Source organism: Brucella thiophenivorans, from assembly GCF_002252445.1.
Classification (GTDB): Bacteria; Pseudomonadota; Alphaproteobacteria; order Rhizobiales; family Rhizobiaceae; genus Brucella; species Brucella thiophenivorans.
Map to the genome: position 1 here is coordinate 98,164 of NZ_NNRJ01000051.1, position 20,740 is coordinate 118,903.

The window sequence follows — 20,740 nt, forward strand, 5'->3', positions numbered from 1 at the left end:
TCGCATTTGATGAAGTTATTGAGCAGTTGGCCTGCTTCGTAGGTTTATTTGGAAGCAAAAACATCGATCCGGAACAGTTTGGTGGCAATGATGATTGGCACAAGAATGACAGTCACCAACACCAGACCATAAGCGGATGCATAAGCCATGAGACCGGAATCAAGTAGCCGGAAAACCTGAATTGGTAGCGTTTCCCGCCCACCGGAATAGACCAGAATGGAAGCTGATAATTCCGCCACCGTTGTTGTCCATGTCAGGATTGCAGCGGATGCAATGGCTGGCAGCATCATAGGAAGGACAACCTTCAAGAAGGATCGTACTGGTGGGACGCCGAGGCTGATTGATGCTTCTTCAATCGAATTTGGAATGTTCTGCAATATAGCCTGTGAGTTGCGCATACCAAACGGCATCCGGCGGACAACATAAGCCAGAACGATGATCATCGCTGTGCCAGATAATGGTAACCAACCGCCATGGAAAGTTGCCAGCAAGCCAACACCCAAAACTGTGCCGGACAATGCAAGTGGGATGGCTGATATGTAATCGATAATCGGTGTGATCAGATTTGGCTTTTTAACAACCAGATAGCTCACTACGGCACTGAAGATAATCGATATAAACGTAGCGGTTGCTGCGTAAGTGAGAGAGTTGACGAGTGGCTGAGGAGCTGTGACAAAAACGCGGGCGATGTTGGAAAACGTCCAATTCCCCCATTGCATCACTGGCCCACGTGATGCTGTGAATGCACCCACGACGATCACGCAAAGCGGCAATAGTGATACGATCACGATAAATCCTGCACTTATCGCGACCAGTAGCCCGTTTAATCCTCGCAGTGGCACAGGTTTTGCTCCTCGCCCCTGTACGATTTCAAAACGCCCGCGCGATATCACGAACCGGTTGCAAAACAGTACGAGCATGACGATTAACACCGAGACGCTGGCAAGCGTTGATTGCATGGTGATGTCACTTGCGCCTTCTGCGACTGCTGCTTGATAGGTGACGACCGACAGTAATGGCAGTCGATGGCTCAAGATCATGGAGATTGCAAAGTTTCCGACAACCATTGTGAAAACAAGCAGGGCCGAGGCAAGAACTGTCGGCATAATGACCGGCAGCATAACGCGCAAGCGAGATTTGGCTGGGCTTGTTCCCAACGATTGAGCAGCCTCTTCGAGCTGCACGTCGAATTTACCAATCGCTGCGACAACGCCGATGTAAATGTAGGTATAATAAATGAAACTCATGGATACGATGAGGCCGAACCAGCCGTAGAAGCTTGGCAAGATGATACCGTAACCCTTAAGAAATCTTGTCACTAAACCGTTGTTACCCAACATCATGAGCCAGGTTTGGGCCGCAATGACTTCAGGTAGTACCAGCGTAATCAATGGTAAAAGAGCGATGAGCCATTTGCCCGGAAAGCTATAGCGAGCTGTCACATATGCTAACGGAACACCAATTACGGTACAAAATATTGTGACGACCGAGGCAAGTATCATCGTGTTCTGTATCGCGGCTATATAGCGTGGATTTTCTAGCAGGCGCATCCAGCCATTTTGACCTTCGCCTACAAAACTGGCGCTAAGAATGGTTAGTAGAGGGTACAGAATAAAGACACATAACAGCGCCAGAGCCAGTAGGCTCAACCAGAACCAGGGTGTTTGTAGTGATTTTTTCATGATGCAATCACCAGTGCCTGATCTGGATTGACTGTCACATGGACCTGATCACCCAGTCCAAAGGCATCATGGTTCTGGCCATGCAGATCGGCAACGAGTTGCTGGTTGTTAGAAATATCGAGACGATAACTTGTCTTGGTGCCGAGGTATTGACGACTGCGTACCAGGCCGGAGATTGTCTGATGGTCGCCTGACCGTGTAGCGGAAATGTGTAGATTTTCTGGGCGAAGGATGAGGATGCCGCGTGGGCCTGATTTGTCGCTGCGATGATCAGCGGCATTGATTATCTGCGTGCCAACCGAGACGGAAGCATAATCATTTTGCACAGATTGAACATCTACCGAAATACAGTTGGCGGAGCCGACAAAGTCGGCAACATAGCTGGTACGTGGTGTCGTATAGATTTGCTTGGGCGTTCCGATTTGCTCAAGTGCGCCACGGTTCATGACGCCGATACGGTCTGACATAGCCAATGCTTCTTCTTGGTCATGTGTAACAAATACCGTGGTGATATTATCTTCGCGCTGTAGCTCGCAGATTGTCTCGCGGATTTGGATGCGAAGCTTGGCATCCAAGTTTGAAAGCGGTTCATCCATCAAAAGAACGGCTGGCTTGATGACGAGTGCGCGGGCGAGGGCCACACGTTGACGCTGGCCACCTGACAATGCTGCCGGATGACGTTGCGCCAGATGGCTCAGGCCAACACGTTCAAGCGCCTGACCAATTTTAGCTTTGGCGCTCTCACCTTTTTCGCCGCGGGCGCTCAGCCCATAAGCAACATTCTGCTGAACAGTTTTATCAGGAAAAAGGGCGTAATCCTGAAAAACCATACCGATGTTGCGTTTGTGCGGTGGCAGATTTGTAACGTCTGTGTCACCGAAACGGATTGAGCCATTGGACGCCGCAACAAACCCGGCGATCGTGCGTAACAATGTTGTTTTGCCGCAGCCAGATGGTCCCAAAAGAGTAAAAAAGCAACCCTCGGGAATATCCAATGACAATTGGGAGATGACGTTTTCTTCTCCATAAGTCACATCAAGGGTTTGAATTTTAATGCCCATATTTGAGTTCCCATTTTTATTGTAATTATAATTATCAGCCAGAATCGTTGGTGTATTAGGCAGCCGAATTCGTCTCTTCTAGGCTGGAAACGACCACTTCCAGTGCCTGTGTGTGACAACGCTCGTCACCTGCCGCGAGAATGGTGCCGTTACTGGATAAAGTTAGTGGTTGACCATTCCAGTCAGTTATTTTCCCACCTGCGCCTTCGATAATTGGACGATAGGGAGCAAAATCGTAGATCTGTTGTCCTGCATCAATGGCGAGATCCGTTCGTCCTTCAGCAAGTCTCCCATAATTGAGGCACGCGCCACCATACACACGATTGGCGGTTCGACGGCGCAGTGCATTGAGAGCAGGCAACTGATCGGCTGACATGTAGTCTTGGTTAGAGTTGGTCATCAGAGCGGTTGCGAGGCTGGCACATGGACGGCATCGTACTGATTGCCCATTGAGTTGCGTTGCTTGACCCGCTGCACCTATCCATCGTGTATCGAGCACAGGATTGTCGATCACGCCGACCTGCGGCACGCCATCAATTGCAAGCGCGATGAGTGTTCCCCATACGGGAATGCCAACGATGAAGGGTGCTGTGCCGTCGATTGGATCAAGAACCCATACATGCGATGCCTGCGCATCAACGCTGCCTTCTTCCTCACCAATAATACCGTGATGAGGATAACGTTTACGAATTTCTGCACGCAGACGGTGTTCTATTGCGCGATCGTACTTCGTGACCAAGCTGCGGTCAGGTTTCACCTCAATATCAGAAACGGTGTTCTCATTGCTTGTCGATTCATCGGCCAATGTTTCGCGCGCCTTGTCTGCTAAAGCGGCTGCGAAACGGACAAGGTGATCCAGTTCTGACGTTGACATATTAATTTCCCCAACTTCCCTTAAATAAAGCTAGCAACAAATAAAAAATGTGGCAATAGTTGTTGTATGTGTTTTTTTGTGTTTTTGATGTGCCGAGGACAACGAGCGGATTGAATCATGTGGCAGGATGAGCGTCATAAGAAAATTAGGGACTATCTTACGGCCTTCGGTCGTGTCTCGATTGATCAGATTACTGAGGAAATAGGCGTCTCGCGCGAAACAATCCGTCGCGATCTTATGGAGCTTGAGCAGGCAGGAAAACTGAAGCGTGTTCGGGGCGGTGCTGTACCGCTTGCAAAGGAAGACACTGACTTCCATGTGCGCGTGAACCAACGACTGCTCGAAAAGCAAGCTATTGCAATGGAAGCCCTTAATCTGCTTTCAAACGATATGACGGTGTTCATTGATGCTGGCACCACAACGACGGTGATGGCGGAAGTGCTGTCCAATCATCATGGCCTTTCGGGGCTCAATATCCTGACCAATTCGATCGACGTTGCACGTTTGCTCTCGGGAAAAGAAAGCGATTCCTACCATCGTTATAAGGTGCATTTGCTATCTGGCGATGTTCGCCAAGACCCGCTTGAAACCTGGGGCGCATCAACCATCAATGACATATATCGCTATCGTGCTGATGTGGCATTGTTGGCACCGTGGGGAATTGATCCCGAGCGAGGCGCAATGAACCATTTCATCCATGGAGCCGAAATAGCACGCGCTATGGTTCGTAATTCGGCAAAAACTATAATCCTTGCGGATCATTCTAAAATCAGTGCGCCGGCTCGTTCCGTGTTTTGTACAATCGACGAAATCTCACATCTCATCGTTGACAGAGAGGCACGGGATGTTCCTGATTTTCCCGCTCTTAATAGATCTATATCGAGTGTCATTGTAAGCAAGTAATTGTTATCAGATTTTTTCGCGCAGTTATGACGATGCAACATATGGCAAAATGTGAATTTTGCCATATGTTGCACGAGCAAAGCGCTATCATTGCCATGTGTTTGACATGCTAAAGCTCTAGCTGAGGTCGTGATTTTTATTTACTATATGCTTTATAATTGAAATATAGGGTCCATAGATCTTGAAGAGCTACGATTATTTATATTTTTGTATCAAACAGAGTATCCAAGCGGTAGTGAACCAATCAAATTGGTAACCTTTTTAAATTTTATTGAGTTGAATATCTGATCAATGGCCTGTTTGGCGCCTATCACGCGCGATGAATGGTCTGTATCGGCGGCTGCATGCGGCAGTAGTTCCAAACGATCACTGAAATCTGGAACAAGGGAGAGATAAGGTACCATTGGCCCGCTAAGCGCTCCAGTTTCAACATCTTTAAAAATATCTGCATCAATCGCCGCATGTGCAACTTTACCCGTAGCCATTGCCATCCGAAGAGCTTCAACATCAACGAGTTCTCCTCTGTCATAATTGATGAGGACTGATCCGTGCTTAAACTTTGAAAGGACGCTGTTTCCAATCAGCTGATCATTCGCGAAACGGCCTGTTTGCTGATCAAAAGGTCCGCGTCCAATATGAACCGAAAAAACATCAGCGTCTTTTGCAGCAAGCTCAACAGTTTCGGCATATTGAAACCCCTCGGCTTCAATGCTCTCTTTATGATGTTCGCGTGCAAAAACAACGACGTGCATTGCAAACGCTTTGCCAAGGCTCGCCAATTCATGCCCTATATGACCGAAACCAGCAATTCCCAGCTTTTTACCCTCCAGTTTTTCCGTCGGGTAATTTCTGAGTTCCCTGCGGGTATCGAAGTTGCCTGTCGCTACTAGATGATGCAACTTCGCTACCGGTAAATCGGGACGAACTCGAAGAATTGCCTTGAAGACCATCTGGGCTGTTGCACGAGAGTTGATCCCCGGTGTGTTCATCAGTGGTGCTTCCCCACCGTTTCCGCTGCTACCGCCCCATGAACTGGATGCCATGTTGCCTGTGCCGGCACCGATGCGTACTCCCCCCAATCGAAGCTTTGCCCCTTCGGGAATGTAACTGGCGGCAGCAATGACTGCATCGTATTGTCCATCAGCTGTAGCGTTGAGAATATTCTCCGGAGAACCAATATCCGGCTGGTAGAAAAAATGGAGTTTGCTCGCTTCAAGCAATGGTGCGGTATCGATTCCGCACTCGTGGAAAACGCCACCCTTGGAGTCAATGTAGGACTTGATCTCACTGAAGTCTGGCTTTTTAAGTTCATCAAATCGTAAGCCGAGAAGATCGCAGATTAAAATATTGGCAGAAGTCATCTATTGTCGGCTTTCATATATCGCTGTTGAGGCACCAGCCGTTAGGCGGTAGGAGCATACGCAAACTATTTTCAAATGTGACCGAGCAGACAAAACGAGCGTGTCACATCATAACCAAAATTGCTCGTAGATCGTTCACATTGGTACCGGTTGGCCCCGGTATGAATAGATCATCAATCGCATCGAAAGCCGTCCACGCGTCATTGGCGTTAAGCCGCGCAGCCCCATCTTCACCGGCCTTTTGCAGCCGCGAAATTGTTGTGCCATCGGCAAAAGCACCTGCATTATTTTCCGAACCGTCAATGCCATCGGTATCCGCTGCAAGCGCGTGAATATTGGTGTAACCATCAATATCGAGCGCGAAGGACAGCAGAAACTCGCTGTTGCGTCCGCCTTTGCCGCCTTTTGTCCGAATAGTCACGGTCGTTTCACCGCCCGACAGGATCACCACCGGCTTCTTGAACGGACGATCACGATCAGCCACCTCCCGCGCGATTGCCGCATGAACTTGGGCAACTTCGCGCGCCTCACCTTCTATTGAATCGGACAGGACCACCGCCTCAACGCCATGGCGCTTCGCTTCCTTGACTGCGGCCTCCAGCGAAACGGCTGCTGACGCAATCACCCGCACTTCATTGTCGGCAAAGATTTTGTCGTCGGGTTTGGGAGCATGAGCCTTCTCGCTTTTGATATGCGCGAGCACAGCATCTGGCATTTCGAGCTTATAGCGTTCGATGATTTTCAGCGCTTCGTCGCGGCTGGTTTTATCCGGCACAGTCGGGCCTGACGCAACAAAGGCTGGATTGTCACCGGGAATATCAGAGACGACCAGCGAGAAGACTTTTGCCGGATGGGCGCAAGCAGCTAACCTTCCGCCTTTGATGGTAGAAAGATGTTTTCGCACGGCATTCATTGCCGAAATCGGCGCACCAGATGCCAGCAGCGTCTTGTTGACGGCGATCTCATCTTCCAAGGTCAGCCCTTCGGGCGGCGATGGCAACAAAGCCGAACCGCCACCGGAAATGAGCGCGACGACAAGATCGTCCGCTGTGAGATTAGACACGGCATCGAAAAGCCGCTTTGAAGCCGCAAGCCCGGCATCATCCGGAACCGGATGTGCGGCTTCGATGATTTCAATACGCTCACAGGGCGTTCCATAGCCATAGCGTGTGACCACAACACCTTCGAGTGGCGCATTCCATGCCCGCTCAAAAGCAGCTGCCATTTGCGCCGAGCCTTTGCCTGCACCAATCACAATCGTACGGCCCTTGGGCTTTACAGGTAGATTGGCGCGGATCACCAATTCTGGGTCCGCCGCAGCGACCGCTGCATCAAACAAAGACTTCAGAAAAATGCGGGGCTCAAATTTTGACGTCATATCGTGTTGAAGGCCTTCAGTCTTCTCAGCTCTTTAATAGGGGCTTGCAAGTAGCGGCGGCGGACCATCCCGAACACGCCACCGTAGAGCCCTACTATTTCGCGATGCCAGAAATAGTCTTTAAAATGGAAGCGCCAAGAGTGTATTTGGGGTCTACCATATTTCCAAGACGTACGCGTCCCGCCTGTGTCAAAAGCATATAGGCATCGATTTCATCAAAATCGAAATCCGTGGCCATCCAGCGGATCAGTTCCCGGTAAGCTTGTCGAGCTGCATCTTCCATAGGACGAGAAGAACCAATCGTCATGTAGAATTTTTCGTTCTCTAGACGAGGCGTACGAATAGCCCAGTTTTTGATCAGATCGACCTGAACCGTAGTTACTGTTGGATGTTCAACAGCTACACCACAAAGTTCACCATCACCTTGCGCAGCATGACAATCGCCAAGAAACAGATAGGCCCCCTTGGTTTGCACAGGTAGGTAAATGACCGCACCCGGTGCAACATCAGGCAAATCCATGTTGCCACCATAATAGTCAGGCACAAGGGCGCTTATCGCTTCGATTTCCGGTGCTGTGCCGATTGTACCGATGAATGGTTCATATGGCAGGGTTATACGATCGTTCCATTTGATGCCCTTGTCAGCGTCAATATGCAATTTTTTGACCACCTCCGGCAACGTAGGGCTTAGCATCGCGGTATCTGCTGTCGGCACAAGACCGCCAAATTCTGGCATGATCACAGTAGTGCCGGATGGCTGTTCGCCGCGCGGACGAATTTCCTTAATGTATACCGCCAGCGTGTCGCCTTTTTCCGCGCCCTCGACATAGATTGGTCCATTCTGGGGATTGAGAAATGGAAAATTCAAAATCTCCGAAGGTTTGTCAGTCTCCTTACGAATTTTCCCCTCAAAAGCGTCGTGTGTCTCTGCGGAAATGATCGCGCCCGGCTCTACATGCAATACAGGCTCAACAAAAGCACCATAAACATATTGATACTTCCCCTGCGTTTCCTCACTAATGTGGTGAGATTTTCCGGCGATACCTTTTGCAACGCCTTTACGAGCCATGATCGTTTCATCAAACCAGGACATACAAGTCTCCTCTATCAAATTTTGATCTAATAAGTTCCCGAGCAACTCGCGGCTCGGAGTAATCGAAGATTGGATGGCAACTCAAAGACCGACACCTGCCATGGTCACACAGCCAGATATCTGCGCACCGTATCCCGATCTTCCAGCATGTCGGATGTGAGGGTTGCTACGATACGTCCTTTGTCCATGACATAGCAGCGCTGGGCCATAGCCCGGATCATGTCGATATTCTGTTCAACCAGAACGATGGACACTCCGGTTTTCTGGTTTAGTTCGACGGATAACTTTGCGATATCCATAACGATATTTGGCTGAATTCCTTCGGACGGTTCGTCGAGAAGGATAAGAGATGGGCGTCCTATCAAGACACGACCAATTGCCAATTGTTGCTGCTGACCACCTGACATGGTTCCGGCGCGTTGATGACGTCTCTCCGCAAGAATTGGGAACCGGGCATAAATTTCGTCGTAAAGTTCTTTACTTGCACCCGGTGTTATAGATTCTCCAACTGCCAGATTTTCTTCAACAGTCATCCGAGGAAAAACATCCCGTCCTTGCGGAACATAACCGATGCCATGCCGTGCGCGCTTGTGAGGCGGTAAAGGGGTAAGGTCATGCTTGTTGAAATGTATTGATCCTCTGTCAGCTGGTAACAGCCCGATCAGCGACTTCATGAGTGTGGACTTACCAACGCCGTTACGACCGATGACGGCTACAATTTCACCTTTATGCACATCGATATCGACACCTTGCAGGACCGGCTTTCCACCATATCCTGACCACAGCCCGCGTGTTTGAAGTAGTATTTCTTTATGCATCGGCTTGCCCCAGATAGATTGCGGCGACCCGGTCATCCTTAACGATGTCCTCGATCAAACCTTGCGCAAAGATTTTACCAAAATGCAGCACGGTAACTTGTTGTGCAATTTGTCGAACGAATGCCATGTCATGTTCAACAGCCAACACGGTCACGCCTTCGGCGTTCAATTTTTGAACCATTTCACCTGTGGCAAATGTTTCATCAGGCGTCATACCTGCTGTCGGCTCATCAAGAAGCAGCAATTCCGGTTCAAGACTGATCGCCATTCCAATTTCCAGCCATTGTTTCTGGCCATGGCTGAGATTGCCTGCAAGTTTTGTGTTAGAATCCTCTAGCTGCAAGAAATCTAGAAGACGATTGATCTCCCGTTTGAGATCTGCGCCGCGATGCTTTCTTTGAACAGCAATTTCCAGATTTTGGTGCACACTTAGCTCTTTGAAGATTCCAGGCACCTGAAATTTTACGCTAATGCCTCGGTCAATTCTATCAAACGATTTCAATCGCGTAATCGTTTCACCTTTATAAATGACGTCACCTTTGCTTGGCAGATACTCGCCCAGAATGAGCCGGAAGAGGGTGCTTTTTCCTGCACCGTTTGGTCCGATCAAACAGTGAATTTCTCCCTTTTTAAGATGGAGGTTGACGTCATTGGTTACGTGCAATCCACCGAAGCTTTTATGCAGGTTACGTGTTTCCAGAATATTCATTGTGCTGACCTCTTACGTTTGAAGGACAGAACACGCCCGACCAAATTTGCCAGACCAAGAACAATACCTTGTGGTGCAAGTAGTACCGTGAAAACAAGCAAAGCGCCCATTACGACCAACGCATATTGAGCGCCATAAATTGTCAGCGCCTGAAATCCTGCAAGAACAAGAAGTGTTCCAATCAACGTGGCAGTAATATCGCTACGACCGCCAACAGCTACCCAAACGATCGGCAGTGCAGCAGCTGTAATGCTCATGCTGGATGGTGTGATATATTGACCCCAAGCAGTGTAAAGAACGCCTGAAAGGCCAGCTAACATCGAACCTATTATAAACGCTGCCCACTGATAGATGCGAACATCGTAGCCCAGCATCTCAGCACGCTGCGGATTTTCGCGAATAGCAACGAGAACATTGCCAAATGGCGAGTTGAGCAGAACTCGCAAAGCCAGGTAGACCAGAACTACAAGGCCAAGAACAACATAGTAAAGTCCGATATCTGGATAGAGCGCAATATCACCACCGAACCAAGGTATCGTAATGGGCGGCATACCGCTCATTCCGTTGAAACCGTTAAGACGTGCCTTGCCTATCGCCCATTCCGGGCCGGCGGTCTGCGCCATAAAACGCTCCAGTACAAGCGTTACCGAAAGAGTGACAATGCCCAGAAAGACGCCAGTTATGCGTCCAAAAAACAGAAAATACCCGATGATTGCCGCAAACAGACCAGACAGAAGAATTGCCAATACCAAAGCTATAATTGTAAGTCCGTAGGCATCTCCAATATTGATTGTCAGTACTCCATAGGCATAGCCAGCAACACCGAAGAAAGCTGTTTGCCCGAACGATAAAGCACCACCATAGCCCCATATGAGACTGAGCCCCATTGCCATGAATGTCCAAATCAGGAAGTAGACATTGTTTCCGATGGTGTAACCATCAGAAAACATAGGGTAAATGATTGCGAGCAAGACGACGGCAAAAAAGCCACTCCAGAAAAGGGGGCCTCTCCCCTTGGTTTGCGGGCCTTCGAGGTGCCCGAAGAGCTTAAATGCCATTAACCTTTTCCTTTAATGAAAAGCCCTGACAGGCCATTTGGCAGCACACGGATAACAAGGATCACGGCCACGAGCAGGCCAATCTGTCCGAACAACTGGCCGTACACTGAAGTAAGAGTTGCTTTCACGACCGCTAGAATGGCGGCGGCGGGAGCGGTGCCTAGAAAGACATCAGCGCCTCCGACAACAACGGTTACGAATGACTCCACGATGAAGCTTGAACCCATTGTAGGCACCAAGGTCATAGTCGGTGCATAAAGGCCGCCAGCTAGCCCGGCCAAACCAGCACCTAGACCGAAAGTCAGTGCATAAATGTAGTTAGTGTTCACGCCCAGCGATTTGGCCATTTCCGGGACCTGAATCGTCGCACGTGCTAGAATTCCAAAGCGAGTTTTGTTGAACACGAGATAGAGAGCTGCGAGAATGGCGAGTGCTGCCAGCATCAAGACCACTCGGTAAAAGGAAAACGACAGAGCTCCCAGAGTGAACGAGCCCAATGGAGTGCCAATGCCCTGCATCGTTGAACCCAACAGGATAAGCGTTCCTTGTGTTGCAATAAGACTGATACCCCATGTCGCAACGATTGTATCAAGTGGTCGGCCATAGAGATGACGGATCACAAGTCGCTCGAGTAGCATACCGATGAGGCCTGCAACCAAGGCGCCGGTAAGTATGGCCAATGGCAGGGGGAGGCCGGCTTTTGTGGACATAACGGTCACATAGGCGCCGCACATGATAAACTCACCATGTGCGAGATTAATAACGCCCATCATGCCAAAGATAACGGCTAATCCGCATGCTGAGAGAACGAGGAAGGCGAACGTGTCGCCAAACTGATAAAAGGCAGCAAAAAGAGAGCCCAATAACTCCATCATAGTAGTCCTTAATCGGGAGGTCTTTCGTCAACCGGCACACATAAAGTGTGTGCCGGTTGAGACTTTACTGCTTCGAAGGGGGATTGGATGGTGTGTACTGTTCACCCGGATTGCTTTTGGTCAGGTCGCAACCGGCTTCACCCAACCAGTAAGGCTTCACATCATTCCAGACTTTCGGGAAAGAAACGCTGTGATCATCACCAACTTTGGCAAGATAAATGGTATGCGAAATATGCTGGCTCTTGGGATCAAGACAGGTTTTTCCGGAAGGACCATCAAAGCAAACGTCGCCCTCGGCAATTATCTTGCGTAGGTCATCGCGTTTGGTTGACCCGCCGGCGCGCTCAACCATCTGTTTGTAGAGATTGACTGCAATGTAGGAATTGGCCGCTTCCTGGTTGATGTAGGGCTCATTCGGAAATTTGGCGTGGAAGCGCTCAATGAATTCCTTACTTGCTGGCGTGTCAACTTCTTCGATGTAGTTTGTCGTCACATGCATATTCGCAAGACTTGGCGGTGTGAAACGCTTGTGTTCATAGCCCTGTCCCACATTGACCGATGAAGCCATAGGCAATTTCAGATTTGCTGAAGCGGCCTGTTCATAATAGGAAGCTTGCGCAGTTCCGACCAGCAAAGTCACGACAACATCGGGCTTGGCAGTCTGGATGTTCTGAATGGTCTGTGAGAATTGCGAAACGCCAAGCGGGATGAATTCCTCACCCACCATATCGCCGCCATTCTCCTTGACAATTTCACGGACCCATTCAGCAGAAATCTGGCCGAAATTATAATCAGCAGCGATGGTGTAAACCTTCTTCCCATAGGTTTCCATCATCCAGGGAATGAGCGTCGAAAACTGCTGTTCCGGTACTGCGCCCGTAATGACCATGTTTGCGTCGCATACACCACCTTCATACTGGTTGTTATAAAAGGCAAAGCCGTCAAACTGGCGTACGATTGGTCGATAAGCCTCTCGGGACGCCGATGAAAAGCCTGCGAAAATTACATCGACCTTATCGCGTTGAAGCGCACGGCGTGTGAATTCCTGGAACCGCGTATTGTCTGACTGCGTGTCGTAAATGACCAGCTCAATCGGACGCCCTGCAATACCACCTTTTGCATTGATTTCTTCGGTCGCAAGCTGGATCGCATGGACCTTCCCGATTACAGGGACGACGAACTCGCCAGATTGGTCTTCCAGAACACCGATTTTAATCGGCTCCTGAGCATGTGCTGCACTGGAAAAAAGCGCAAGCGTTCCCGTTACCGCAAGTACTGCGGTTTTTGTAATCATAGACATTTCTTATTCTCCTCGGAGGTTATTTCGCGATCGTTGACCTTTGAGTGGTTTCTGTTTCGCGGTCCTTCACCCTCATTAGTTCGCTGATGAAGTGTTCTGCGTATGTTTCAACATTCATTCGCGCTTTCATGCTTTCTTTGCGAAGAATGTTGTAGGCCTCGTCGTCACAAACATTGTGACAACGCATAATCTCTACAATTGCTTTAATCAGACTCCGACGTTGCAATCGGCGCATTTCGTGGAGAGCAATCGTCGTCTCCATCTGCTGCCTCTGCTGATAGGAATTAATGCCAAGAACAATTGCGGAATAGACAATGGAACCGTAAACAGGCTTACGTAAAAAGGCAGTGGCGCCTGACTGCACAAGTCCCTTCAAACGACTGGGAGCTTCAACACCGACTAACCCAATGATCGGTACGCAAGCCAAGCCGCTGACAGAACTGACAGGCAGCGAGAGCGGGCTGTCCAGATCACCATCTACAAACAGAACATCACGATCGACATTTAGTTCCGATTCTAAGAGACCAGCACGGTCCTCTTTCAGAGGTACATATGACGGACTCAAACCGAGTTTTGGTAAGGTCGAATCCAAGGCACTAATCGCTCTGAAATCACGGGAGATGATGATCCCTCGGCGGTTGTTGAAATTCTGTATGAAGCGGTTGCTCATCGTACAACCCTCAAACTAGCCTGGCCTATTGAAGTGAGGGCTAGGCTATCTGCTGATACGAGATAGGGATCTGGTCGGACAGGTTCTGGTGCCTCGATAAGCACCTGAAATTCGGCATCTCGCGTCGATAGTCCTATGCGGGGTGTGAGATAGGCATGATGGGTTTCGGGGTCTATTGTTACAAGTCCTTGAGGTGCCTGTAACTGCATTCCTGCAACAGCGTTTCTGACCAGTATAGGATCGATTGATTTAGCTGCAGAAATCGCTCTTCCGAGCATGAGAGTAGCAATATAGGCAGCTTCGCCTTCTGCTGCGGGTGGCGGACCTTCCGGAAACGCCTGATTGTACTCGGCTACGAAGCAACGATTCTCAGGATTGGTCAGAGTGGAGAAATAAACTGAAGAGCTGATATGCCCATCTCTGCATTCGGGTATTATCTCGGTCAGATCGGGTTCAGAAAGATTGCAACTGGCGATTGGGAACCGTTCGGTTTGATTGATGCCACGTGCCTCGCATGCGCGTCGAAACTGTTCGAAAAAGGCGTAGGAGGAGTCACCAATCAATGCATTGAATATAAAGTCAGGCTCTTCTTCGAAGATGGTTTCAATGATTTTTTGAAGATCAGTCTCACCTACGCCGAGATAGCGCTCAGCCAGAACAATACCTTTTCTTACGTGGACATATTCACGCAGGACGCGGATGCTTTCCCAACCCCAAATATAGTTGGAGCCAACGCAAAATGTTTTGCGACCGTATCTTGTTAGAAGGTAATCCATCAATGGAGACATGTGATGGTTGGGCGAAGCACCCGTGTAGATTACGTTTGGGGAACTTTCGAACCCTTCATAATGGGATGGATGCCAGAGCTGCGCGTCATACTTCTCAAAAAGCGGGATGACTTCCTTTCGGCTGGATGATGTATAGCAACCGACGACATGACGAATTCCGGAATCGATCATCTTTTTGGTCGCGACCGAATATTCTTCCAAATCACCACCTGGATTGTAATGCACCGGCTCCAGAGTTGTTCCCAACTCAATGTCAGCATTTATTTGAGCGCAAGCAAGCAGGGTTCCGTTCAAGATCGCACGTCCAACGGCTGCGTAAGCACCAGTTGTCGAAATCAATATGCCGATCTTGCAAGTCAGCTCACCCATTTCACCTCACAAACGACAAAAATCCCGCCAACACGATGTGTTGCGGGCTTCATTGCCACCACGTTCCCTTAGATTGTTTTTCTACGCATATATCGGCAACGTTGCCTTGCGTTTCGAGCATACAACAAACTTTTGGTGATCCTGTCAAGCGGTCAATAGATTCTCTTTAATTGATTGTCTTCTTTCGCTGTGTTGATGAGATCCGTTTGGAGGCTTAACTTTTAATATATGTTTGCTAATTCATTTTTTGGAGGGCGTGATAGATCCGTTGTAAGATATCTTGTTTTGGCTGTAACAACTTGATTTAAGGTAATTACAACCTCAATCATGTGCGCATTCGCAGATGAGTTTAGTTCCCCTGACTGGAGGTATTGCGCAAACCTTAGGAAAGTTACTATCGGAAACCGCATCCTGAGGAGTGCGGGCGCACATATGGCAAAAGCTGACTTTTGCCATATGTTCAGCCGGGGATATGTAAAAGCGTGGTAAATTCGTGCAGTTTGTACGGTTAACCAGAGCAATAATTATTTTCATCTTCTTTCAGTTTTTCGAGATGAAATTACACTTCATCGTAGCGCCTAAATTTTATAATAAAAGAATGCGATGATAATATTTTCGGATATTTCAATAATTTAGATATTTTGAAACAAAGTTAACTGAATTATATATCAAGGTTGTACTAAATTAGAGAGTAAACATTAAATATTAAAAAACCACGGTAGCGGGGGCAGGACCGGAGCTGCGCCTCAATAGATTATAATTAATATTATTTGCTCAATCATGATGACACATTCCAAAAAAAGACAATAATATAAGTCGTATTTACTTTATATCAATTTTGATGTTTTCCCTGACTGGCAAATCTTTTTTCGAAGGCCGCTTCAACAGCTGAGGCTTTTAGGTCTGCTTTGGCTTTCTGCCTGCTTTAAGCCCCTTTGGCTTTTCTGCGTCCGGTTGTGGCTCTACGAAGAGTGCTGATACAGGCACATTTAGCGCTGTTGCCATCGCCTCGAGCGTTGAAACGGTAACATTTTCCATGCCGCGCTCAACTCGACCGACATATGATCGATCGATTTGAGCTTCGAGCGCCAATCGCTCCTGCGAAAGGCCACGTTCAGAGCGAATATATCGCAAGTTCCAGCCAATGATTTTTTTAACATCCATGATCACGCAGCAATCATATTGACGGCCTGTTAATCGACGGACTGTTGATCTCCTATTTAATATTTGCTATGCTTGAGCTAACGGCACCCCTTTGCAGTTCGCAAAACAAAGGGCGTGCCGTTTCTCACATTTGGGTGTCATTAGGGGGATTTCATACACTATACTATACCGATGCAATGCGCAACTATGCCGTGTTTTCAGGGCGCGCCAGCCGTTCGCAATACTGGTTTTTCAGCCAAGCGTTTTTCATTATGCTCGTGGTGGCTATGGTCATCGACCAAACGGTTGGCGACACAACGCGCAATGAGCCTGCAGGGCTTTTCACGGCGATTGTTTACTTGGCGCATTTACTGCCAGCCATTGCAATCACTGTCAGGCGCTTGCACGACACCGATCGGTCGGGCTGGTGGATCTTGGCAGGGTTCGTGCCACTCATCGGTCAAATTGCGCTGCTGGTTTTCATGTGCTCGCCATCAACACCACTCGCAAACCGCTTTGGCAGTAATTTTGCTGACAATGCCACTGCGAAACTGACGTCAAACCAGCACGGCATTGCGCCATCGAATGCCACTGCTGCTGCACCACTCGATCAGCTTGAAAAAATCGCCTCACTTCGTGCTTCTGGGGCTATTGATGAAGATGAGTTCAAACAGCTCAAAGCGAATGTGATTTCGCGCCCATCACATTGAGCTTGTGTCATGGGGGAGTTTATCAGGATACTGCAGCGGCTTTTGCCGCTGTTCTGCATTGCAGTAACATCGGGTCTGATTTTACCTAGGTCGCACACTCATAAACTGGGTTTTCAAATTGGTCTGATTTTGATTCACTGAAGCCTTGATTTGGAGGCTTCTCATGACCCGTCGCCGGTTTGATCTCACCGATATCGAGTGGAATGTTATTCAACCATTGTTGCCGAATAAGCCGCGCGGCGTACCCCGCGTTGACGACCGTCGGGTGATCAACGGCATCTTGTGGCGGTTTCGGACAGGCTCGCCTTGGGCAGAGGTTCCGGATCGATATGGTCCGTATACCACATGCTACAACCGGTTTGTGCGATGGCGAAAGGCCGGTGTCTGGGATCATGTTCTGGGCGAGATTTCTAAAGCTTTCGATGGCGATATCGTCATGATCGACAGCTCCTGTATCCGTGTTCATCAACATGCGGCGACGGGAAAAAGGGGGATCAAGACGATGGCTGCATGGGACGTTCCCGTGGCGGCCTGACCACCAAAATCCATGCAGTTGTCGATGCCGATGGTCGACCGATCTGTCTCGCACTCACCGCCGGCCAAGCCCATGATGGCCGAATGGCGGAACCATTGTTACAGACACTCTCCAAGGGTTCGATCCTGCTGGCGGACAAGGCCTACGATACCAACGCTATACGAGCATTTGCAAAGCAACGGCAGGCATGGGCCAATATTCCGGCCAAGAGCAATCGGAAGGGAAGCTACCCTTTCAGCCAGTGGGTTTACAGACAACGCAATCTCGTTGAGCGCTTCTTTAGCAAACTCAAACAGTTCAGAGGCATCGCCACCCGTTACGATAAAGACCCGATGAACTTTCTCGCCGCCGTCAAATTGGCAGCAGCAAGAATTTGGATCAGATCGTTATGAGTCTACGGCCTAATAAACCTGTTCCTTGACGGTTGAATGCTATTTGTAGTTCGTCAAGGAACAGGTTCGGGGGTACTTATATATTATCTGCCCTTTGCGCCGTTTATTATAGCTGGCAAAAATCGCAGATAAAAAGCGCCGGTTTTCCGGCGCTTTTCTCTTATTATGTTGGTGTATGTCAGCCGCTGATCAGCTTCACTTCCATGAAGTCTTCCAGACCCCATTTCCCGCCTTCGCGGCCATTGCCGGATTGTTTGTAGCCGCCAAACGGGCTTCCAGCCACGCGCGACGTGCCATTGATCTGAACCATGCCAGCGCGGAGCTTACGCGCAACGCGTTTTGCACGATCAGCATTGCCAGTCTGAATATAGGCTGCAAGGCCATAAGGCGTATCATTGGCAACTGCGATGGCTTCTTCTTCGGTGTCGAAAGGGATCATCGCCAGAACCGGGCCGAAGATCTCTTCGCGCGCGATACTCATGTCGTTGTTTACATCAGCAAAAATTGTCGGCTTAACGAAGTCGCCTTCCGAAATTCCGTCCGGGCGACCTGTGCCGCCAGCAACCAGACGCGCACCTTCATCAATGCCCTTCTGGATCATAGCCTGAACTTTCTCAAACTGGATCGAGGAGGAAAGCGGGCCGATATGGTCGCCATCCTTTGCAGGATCATCAACCTTCGTATTCACGGCTGCTTGTTTCGCAAATTCGACAGCTTTTTCATAAACGGAGCGCTCAACCAGCATTCGCGTTGGCGCATTGCAGGATTGGCCGGTGTTTTCAAAGCAGTGGTTGACGCCACGCTCAATCGCCTTTTCGAGATCGCTGTCCGCAAATACGATATTCGGCGATTTGCCGCCCAGTTCCAGTGACACACGCTTGACGGTTGCAGCGGCGGCGCGAGAAACGGCAGTGCCTGCGCGCGTTGAGCCAGTGAAGGACATCATATCGATGTTCGGATGTTGTGACATTGCTTCGCCCACGACCGGGCCTTCGCCATTGACGAGGTTGAATACGCCCTTTGGCAGGCCGGCTTCATCGACAAACTCCGCAAAAAGCATAGCCGACATAGGCGCGATTTCAGACGGTTTGAGTATAACTGTGCAGCCCACGGCAAGAGCTGGAATAACCTTCAGCGAAATCTGGTTCATCGGCCAGTTCCAAGGCGTGATCAAACCACATACGCCAATCGGTTCATGCACGATGGCCTGATTGGGATGCTTGGGCGAAAGAATTTCTTCGAACTCGAAGTTTTCGAAAGCGGCAATGAATGCCTTGGTATGTGACAGACCAGCGGCAGCCTGAGATTCGCGCGCAAGCTTGATAGGAGCGCCCATTTCCTTTGAAATTGCCTGTGCCATTTCTTCAAGCCGGCGTTCGTAGATTTCAACGATGCGGCGGAGATAACCAATACGTTCTTCTGCGGGCGTTTCGCTCCACGATAGGAAGGCTTTGCGTGCAGCCGCAACAGCCAAATCAATGTCGGCTGCCGAACCCGAAGAAATCACCGCATAAGGCTTCTCCGTTGCTGGATTGATGACCTCAATTGTCTTTGCTTCCAGCGGTGCCTGCCAGACGCCGTTAATGTAAAAATCCGTATTCTGATCCAGATTCTTCTGAAGCATGATGAAGTCCTCCATAAATGCTATTTAAGGGTCTATATGCCGCCCATTCCCTGATTTGCGCGGAGACTACTCCCCATCAATGATGGCGTCAAAACAGAAGAGGTAATGGGAGCATCAATTTTTCTTATTCATCAGCGTAGGCTTCAAATTCGATGCCAAGCGTTTCCAGACCCTCTTCGATGTAATCGCCTAAGAGTGGTATGCCGAGCAGATATTTGGCTTCGCGTCCGTTGTGACGATCTGCTGCGGTGGAAAGAGCATCGTCCCATTCCTCTGCGCTGAAATCGCCACGACCGACCCAAACCAGTGCCAGCAATTCAATACGTTCGTCTTCATTCAGCGATCTAATAGCTGCAATAAGTTCTTTGCGGGTTGGATTGCCAGTTGAGGCGTCAAGGATGTCGACGTCGCCATCGTCCGATGCATTAGAGCCTGAATTTTCGTCAACCGCAGGCACCTGAACATCATATTCGCGCGCCTTGGCGATGATGAATTCGATATTTTCAATATTATTGACAAGTTCGACCACGATTTGCCTCCGTTATCCGCTTTGTTATTTACCGAACGCGGTGCGATAGGTCTGGTTCCCTATTGTGCTCTAAATGGAGAAGAATGGCAAAACCCAATCGGCAATCAATTTTATTGACAGGCCGAAAAGCGTGATTTGTACCAGCAGGAAAAATGGGCCATCCGGCATGATGCGTGTGAGCTTTGCGCCGATAAATGTGCCTATGATTGCTGCTGGCAACAGCCACAGTCCCAGCGACCAATCGAGATTGGCGAACTGCTGCAACTGCCAGTATGGGATCAGCTTAACCGCATTGACGATTGCAAAAAGGATGGTCGACGTGCCTGCGAAAACCAGCTTTTCGAGATGTTGTGGAAGCACATACATCTGAAATGGCGGCGCGCCAGAATGCGAGACAAAGCTGGTGAGGCCGGTCAGAATACCCCAAAAAGCGCCGCCCGGAATATCGGCTTTGCGCGCTTGACGCCGATATTTTGCGCCCACCCAGACGTTGAAACAGAAGAACAAGCCCACCAATCCAACAAGCATGCCGATGAAAGTGCTTGAAAGATGTGAGCTGAACAGCCAGCCCAAACCAATGCCGAGAATGGCTGCGGGGGTAAGGATGGCGAGATTACGCGCTGAAAAATGGTGGCGGTAAAGATAAAGGCCAAACATGTCGCTGACGACATAAATCGGCAAGAGGAGTGCTGCGGCGGTTACTGGCGAGATGACCAACGCCATTAGTGGTACCGATAATGTTCCAACTGACGGCAATCCGCCTTTCGATAATCCTACGAGAAATGCCGCAATGATGGCAACTGTCATAAACAAAGGCGTATGTTCAAGCATTCGGACAGCAACCGCTATGTAATTTCTGCAATGGATT

20 protein-coding genes are annotated in these 20,740 nt (G+C 49.3%); 3 read left to right on the forward strand and 17 right to left on the reverse strand.

From position 1 onward, the window contains the following. Positions 1-44 precede the first annotated feature (44 nt). Genes CEV31_RS14515 through CEV31_RS14525 form a run of 3 tightly spaced genes read right to left on the reverse strand, consistent with a single transcriptional unit; the run spans position 45 to position 3,617 of the window. Entirely contained in the window at positions 45-1,682 is a 1,638-nt protein-coding gene (locus CEV31_RS14515) for an ABC transporter permease (protein ID WP_094507774.1), read from the reverse strand. Then, positions 1,679-2,743 (reverse strand): ABC transporter ATP-binding protein, encoded by a 1,065-nt coding sequence (locus CEV31_RS14520; protein WP_094507776.1) that lies wholly within the window; start codon positions 2,741-2,743, stop codon positions 1,679-1,681. The genes CEV31_RS14515 and CEV31_RS14520 overlap by 4 nt, the downstream gene beginning before the upstream one ends. Before the next feature lie 55 nt (positions 2,744-2,798). Continuing rightward, on the reverse strand, positions 2,799-3,617 hold the full coding sequence (locus tag CEV31_RS14525; protein ID WP_094507778.1) for an inositol monophosphatase family protein: 819 nt from the start codon (positions 3,615-3,617) through the stop codon (positions 2,799-2,801). A 117-nt stretch (positions 3,618-3,734) separates the two neighbouring features. Between CEV31_RS14525 and CEV31_RS14530 the strand changes: the two genes are divergently transcribed. After that, the gene (locus CEV31_RS14530; RefSeq protein WP_094507780.1) at positions 3,735-4,520 is read left to right on the forward strand and encodes a DeoR/GlpR family DNA-binding transcription regulator; all 786 of its coding nucleotides are present in this window, start codon (positions 3,735-3,737) and stop codon (positions 4,518-4,520) included. A 212-nt stretch (positions 4,521-4,732) separates the two neighbouring features. Here the strand turns inward: CEV31_RS14530 and CEV31_RS14535 are convergent, their stop codons facing one another. The 11 genes from CEV31_RS14535 to CEV31_RS14585 all read right to left on the reverse strand — a co-directional run bounded on the left by CEV31_RS14535 (position 4,733) and on the right by CEV31_RS14585 (position 16,103). Beyond that, positions 4,733-5,881, reverse strand: coding sequence for an NAD(P)-dependent oxidoreductase (locus CEV31_RS14535; protein WP_094507782.1), 1,149 nt, complete (start codon positions 5,879-5,881; stop codon positions 4,733-4,735). Positions 5,882-5,984: 103 nt separating this feature from the next. Continuing rightward, positions 5,985-7,259: a glycerate kinase type-2 family protein gene (locus CEV31_RS14540; RefSeq protein ID WP_094507783.1), complete on the reverse strand. Its 1,275-nt coding sequence runs from the start codon at positions 7,257-7,259 to the stop codon at positions 5,985-5,987. 94 nt (positions 7,260-7,353) lie between these two features. Beyond that, positions 7,354-8,352 (reverse strand): acetamidase/formamidase family protein, encoded by a 999-nt coding sequence (locus CEV31_RS14545; RefSeq protein ID WP_094507785.1) that lies wholly within the window; start codon positions 8,350-8,352, stop codon positions 7,354-7,356. Between the two features lie 104 nt (positions 8,353-8,456). Further along, a complete protein-coding gene (gene urtE, locus CEV31_RS14550; protein ID WP_094507787.1) occupies positions 8,457-9,170 on the reverse strand; it encodes an urea ABC transporter ATP-binding subunit UrtE in 714 nt (237 codons plus the stop codon). Then, the gene (locus CEV31_RS14555) at positions 9,163-9,879 is read right to left on the reverse strand and encodes an ABC transporter ATP-binding protein (protein ID WP_094507788.1); all 717 of its coding nucleotides are present in this window, start codon (positions 9,877-9,879) and stop codon (positions 9,163-9,165) included. The genes urtE and CEV31_RS14555 overlap by 8 nt, the downstream gene beginning before the upstream one ends. Further along, a complete protein-coding gene (locus tag CEV31_RS14560; RefSeq protein WP_094507790.1) occupies positions 9,876-10,937 on the reverse strand; it encodes an ABC transporter permease subunit in 1,062 nt (353 codons plus the stop codon). The genes CEV31_RS14555 and CEV31_RS14560 overlap by 4 nt, the downstream gene beginning before the upstream one ends. Beyond that, positions 10,937-11,809, reverse strand: a complete 873-nt coding sequence (locus CEV31_RS14565; RefSeq protein ID WP_094507792.1) for an ABC transporter permease subunit — start codon at positions 11,807-11,809, stop codon at positions 10,937-10,939. The genes CEV31_RS14560 and CEV31_RS14565 overlap by 1 nt, the downstream gene beginning before the upstream one ends. A gap of 67 nt (positions 11,810-11,876) precedes the next feature. Next, on the reverse strand, positions 11,877-13,112 hold the full coding sequence (locus CEV31_RS14570) for an urea ABC transporter substrate-binding protein (RefSeq protein WP_094507794.1): 1,236 nt from the start codon (positions 13,110-13,112) through the stop codon (positions 11,877-11,879). A 19-nt stretch (positions 13,113-13,131) separates the two neighbouring features. Further along, on the reverse strand, positions 13,132-13,782 hold the full coding sequence (locus CEV31_RS14575) for an ANTAR domain-containing response regulator (RefSeq protein WP_094507795.1): 651 nt from the start codon (positions 13,780-13,782) through the stop codon (positions 13,132-13,134). Beyond that, positions 13,779-14,939: a transporter substrate-binding domain-containing protein gene (locus CEV31_RS14580; RefSeq protein WP_094507796.1), complete on the reverse strand. Its 1,161-nt coding sequence runs from the start codon at positions 14,937-14,939 to the stop codon at positions 13,779-13,781. Before CEV31_RS14580 ends, CEV31_RS14575 begins: the two co-directional genes overlap by 4 nt. Before the next feature lie 897 nt (positions 14,940-15,836). Next, positions 15,837-16,103, reverse strand: coding sequence for a helix-turn-helix domain-containing protein (locus tag CEV31_RS14585; protein WP_094507798.1), 267 nt, complete (start codon positions 16,101-16,103; stop codon positions 15,837-15,839). 176 nt (positions 16,104-16,279) lie between these two features. On the opposite strand from CEV31_RS14585, the gene CEV31_RS14590 reads away from it, so the two are divergent. Together CEV31_RS14590 and CEV31_RS14595 are read left to right on the forward strand one after the other, a co-directional pair. After that, complete coding sequence (locus CEV31_RS14590) at positions 16,280-16,792, forward strand: DUF805 domain-containing protein (protein WP_094507800.1); 513 nt, start codon at positions 16,280-16,282, stop codon at positions 16,790-16,792. A 163-nt stretch (positions 16,793-16,955) separates the two neighbouring features. Next, a protein-coding gene (locus tag CEV31_RS14595; protein ID WP_094507802.1) for an IS5 family transposase occupies positions 16,956-17,719 on the forward strand; the annotation gives its coding sequence in 2 pieces (ribosomal slippage) (positions 16,956-17,271 and positions 17,271-17,719; 765 coding nt in all). Between the two features lie 178 nt (positions 17,720-17,897). Here the strand turns inward: CEV31_RS14595 and CEV31_RS14600 are convergent. From CEV31_RS14600 to CEV31_RS14610, 3 genes are all read right to left on the reverse strand, one after another. Further along, positions 17,898-19,343, reverse strand: coding sequence for an aldehyde dehydrogenase family protein (locus CEV31_RS14600; RefSeq protein ID WP_094508539.1), 1,446 nt, complete (start codon positions 19,341-19,343; stop codon positions 17,898-17,900). Between the two features lie 124 nt (positions 19,344-19,467). Next, on the reverse strand, positions 19,468-19,872 hold the full coding sequence (locus CEV31_RS14605) for a DUF3775 domain-containing protein (RefSeq protein ID WP_094507804.1): 405 nt from the start codon (positions 19,870-19,872) through the stop codon (positions 19,468-19,470). 69 nt (positions 19,873-19,941) lie between these two features. Continuing rightward, entirely contained in the window at positions 19,942-20,703 is a 762-nt protein-coding gene (locus CEV31_RS14610; protein ID WP_094507806.1) for a sulfite exporter TauE/SafE family protein, read from the reverse strand. Positions 20,704-20,740: the final 37 nt, after the last annotated feature.

Excerpts from the sequence above, each read along its gene's own strand:
- CEV31_RS14515 (WP_094507774.1), bottom strand. The coding sequence starts at position 1,682 with ATGAAAAAATCACTACAAACACCCTGGTTCTGGTTGAGCCTACTGGCT.
- CEV31_RS14520 (WP_094507776.1), bottom strand. The coding sequence starts at position 2,743 with ATGGGCATTAAAATTCAAACCCTTGATGTGACTTATGGAGAAGAAAAC.
- CEV31_RS14525 (WP_094507778.1), bottom strand. The coding sequence starts at position 3,617 with ATGTCAACGTCAGAACTGGATCACCTTGTCCGTTTCGCAGCCGCTTTA.
- CEV31_RS14530 (WP_094507780.1), top strand. The coding sequence starts at position 3,735 with ATGTGGCAGGATGAGCGTCATAAGAAAATTAGGGACTATCTTACGGCC.
- CEV31_RS14535 (WP_094507782.1), bottom strand. The coding sequence starts at position 5,881 with ATGACTTCTGCCAATATTTTAATCTGCGATCTTCTCGGCTTACGATTT.
- CEV31_RS14540 (WP_094507783.1), bottom strand. The coding sequence starts at position 7,259 with ATGACGTCAAAATTTGAGCCCCGCATTTTTCTGAAGTCTTTGTTTGAT.
- CEV31_RS14545 (WP_094507785.1), bottom strand. The coding sequence starts at position 8,352 with ATGTCCTGGTTTGATGAAACGATCATGGCTCGTAAAGGCGTTGCAAAA.
- urtE (WP_094507787.1), bottom strand. The coding sequence starts at position 9,170 with ATGCATAAAGAAATACTACTTCAAACACGCGGGCTGTGGTCAGGATAT.
- CEV31_RS14555 (WP_094507788.1), bottom strand. The coding sequence starts at position 9,879 with ATGAATATTCTGGAAACACGTAACCTGCATAAAAGCTTCGGTGGATTG.
- CEV31_RS14560 (WP_094507790.1), bottom strand. The coding sequence starts at position 10,937 with ATGGCATTTAAGCTCTTCGGGCACCTCGAAGGCCCGCAAACCAAGGGG.
- CEV31_RS14565 (WP_094507792.1), bottom strand. The coding sequence starts at position 11,809 with ATGGAGTTATTGGGCTCTCTTTTTGCTGCCTTTTATCAGTTTGGCGAC.
- CEV31_RS14570 (WP_094507794.1), bottom strand. The coding sequence starts at position 13,112 with ATGTCTATGATTACAAAAACCGCAGTACTTGCGGTAACGGGAACGCTT.
- CEV31_RS14575 (WP_094507795.1), bottom strand. The coding sequence starts at position 13,782 with ATGAGCAACCGCTTCATACAGAATTTCAACAACCGCCGAGGGATCATC.
- CEV31_RS14580 (WP_094507796.1), bottom strand. The coding sequence starts at position 14,939 with ATGGGTGAGCTGACTTGCAAGATCGGCATATTGATTTCGACAACTGGT.
- CEV31_RS14585 (WP_094507798.1), bottom strand. The coding sequence starts at position 16,103 with ATGGATGTTAAAAAAATCATTGGCTGGAACTTGCGATATATTCGCTCT.
- CEV31_RS14590 (WP_094507800.1), top strand. The coding sequence starts at position 16,280 with ATGCGCAACTATGCCGTGTTTTCAGGGCGCGCCAGCCGTTCGCAATAC.
- CEV31_RS14600 (WP_094508539.1), bottom strand. The coding sequence starts at position 19,343 with ATGCTTCAGAAGAATCTGGATCAGAATACGGATTTTTACATTAACGGC.
- CEV31_RS14610 (WP_094507806.1), bottom strand. The coding sequence starts at position 20,703 with ATGCTTGAACATACGCCTTTGTTTATGACAGTTGCCATCATTGCGGCA.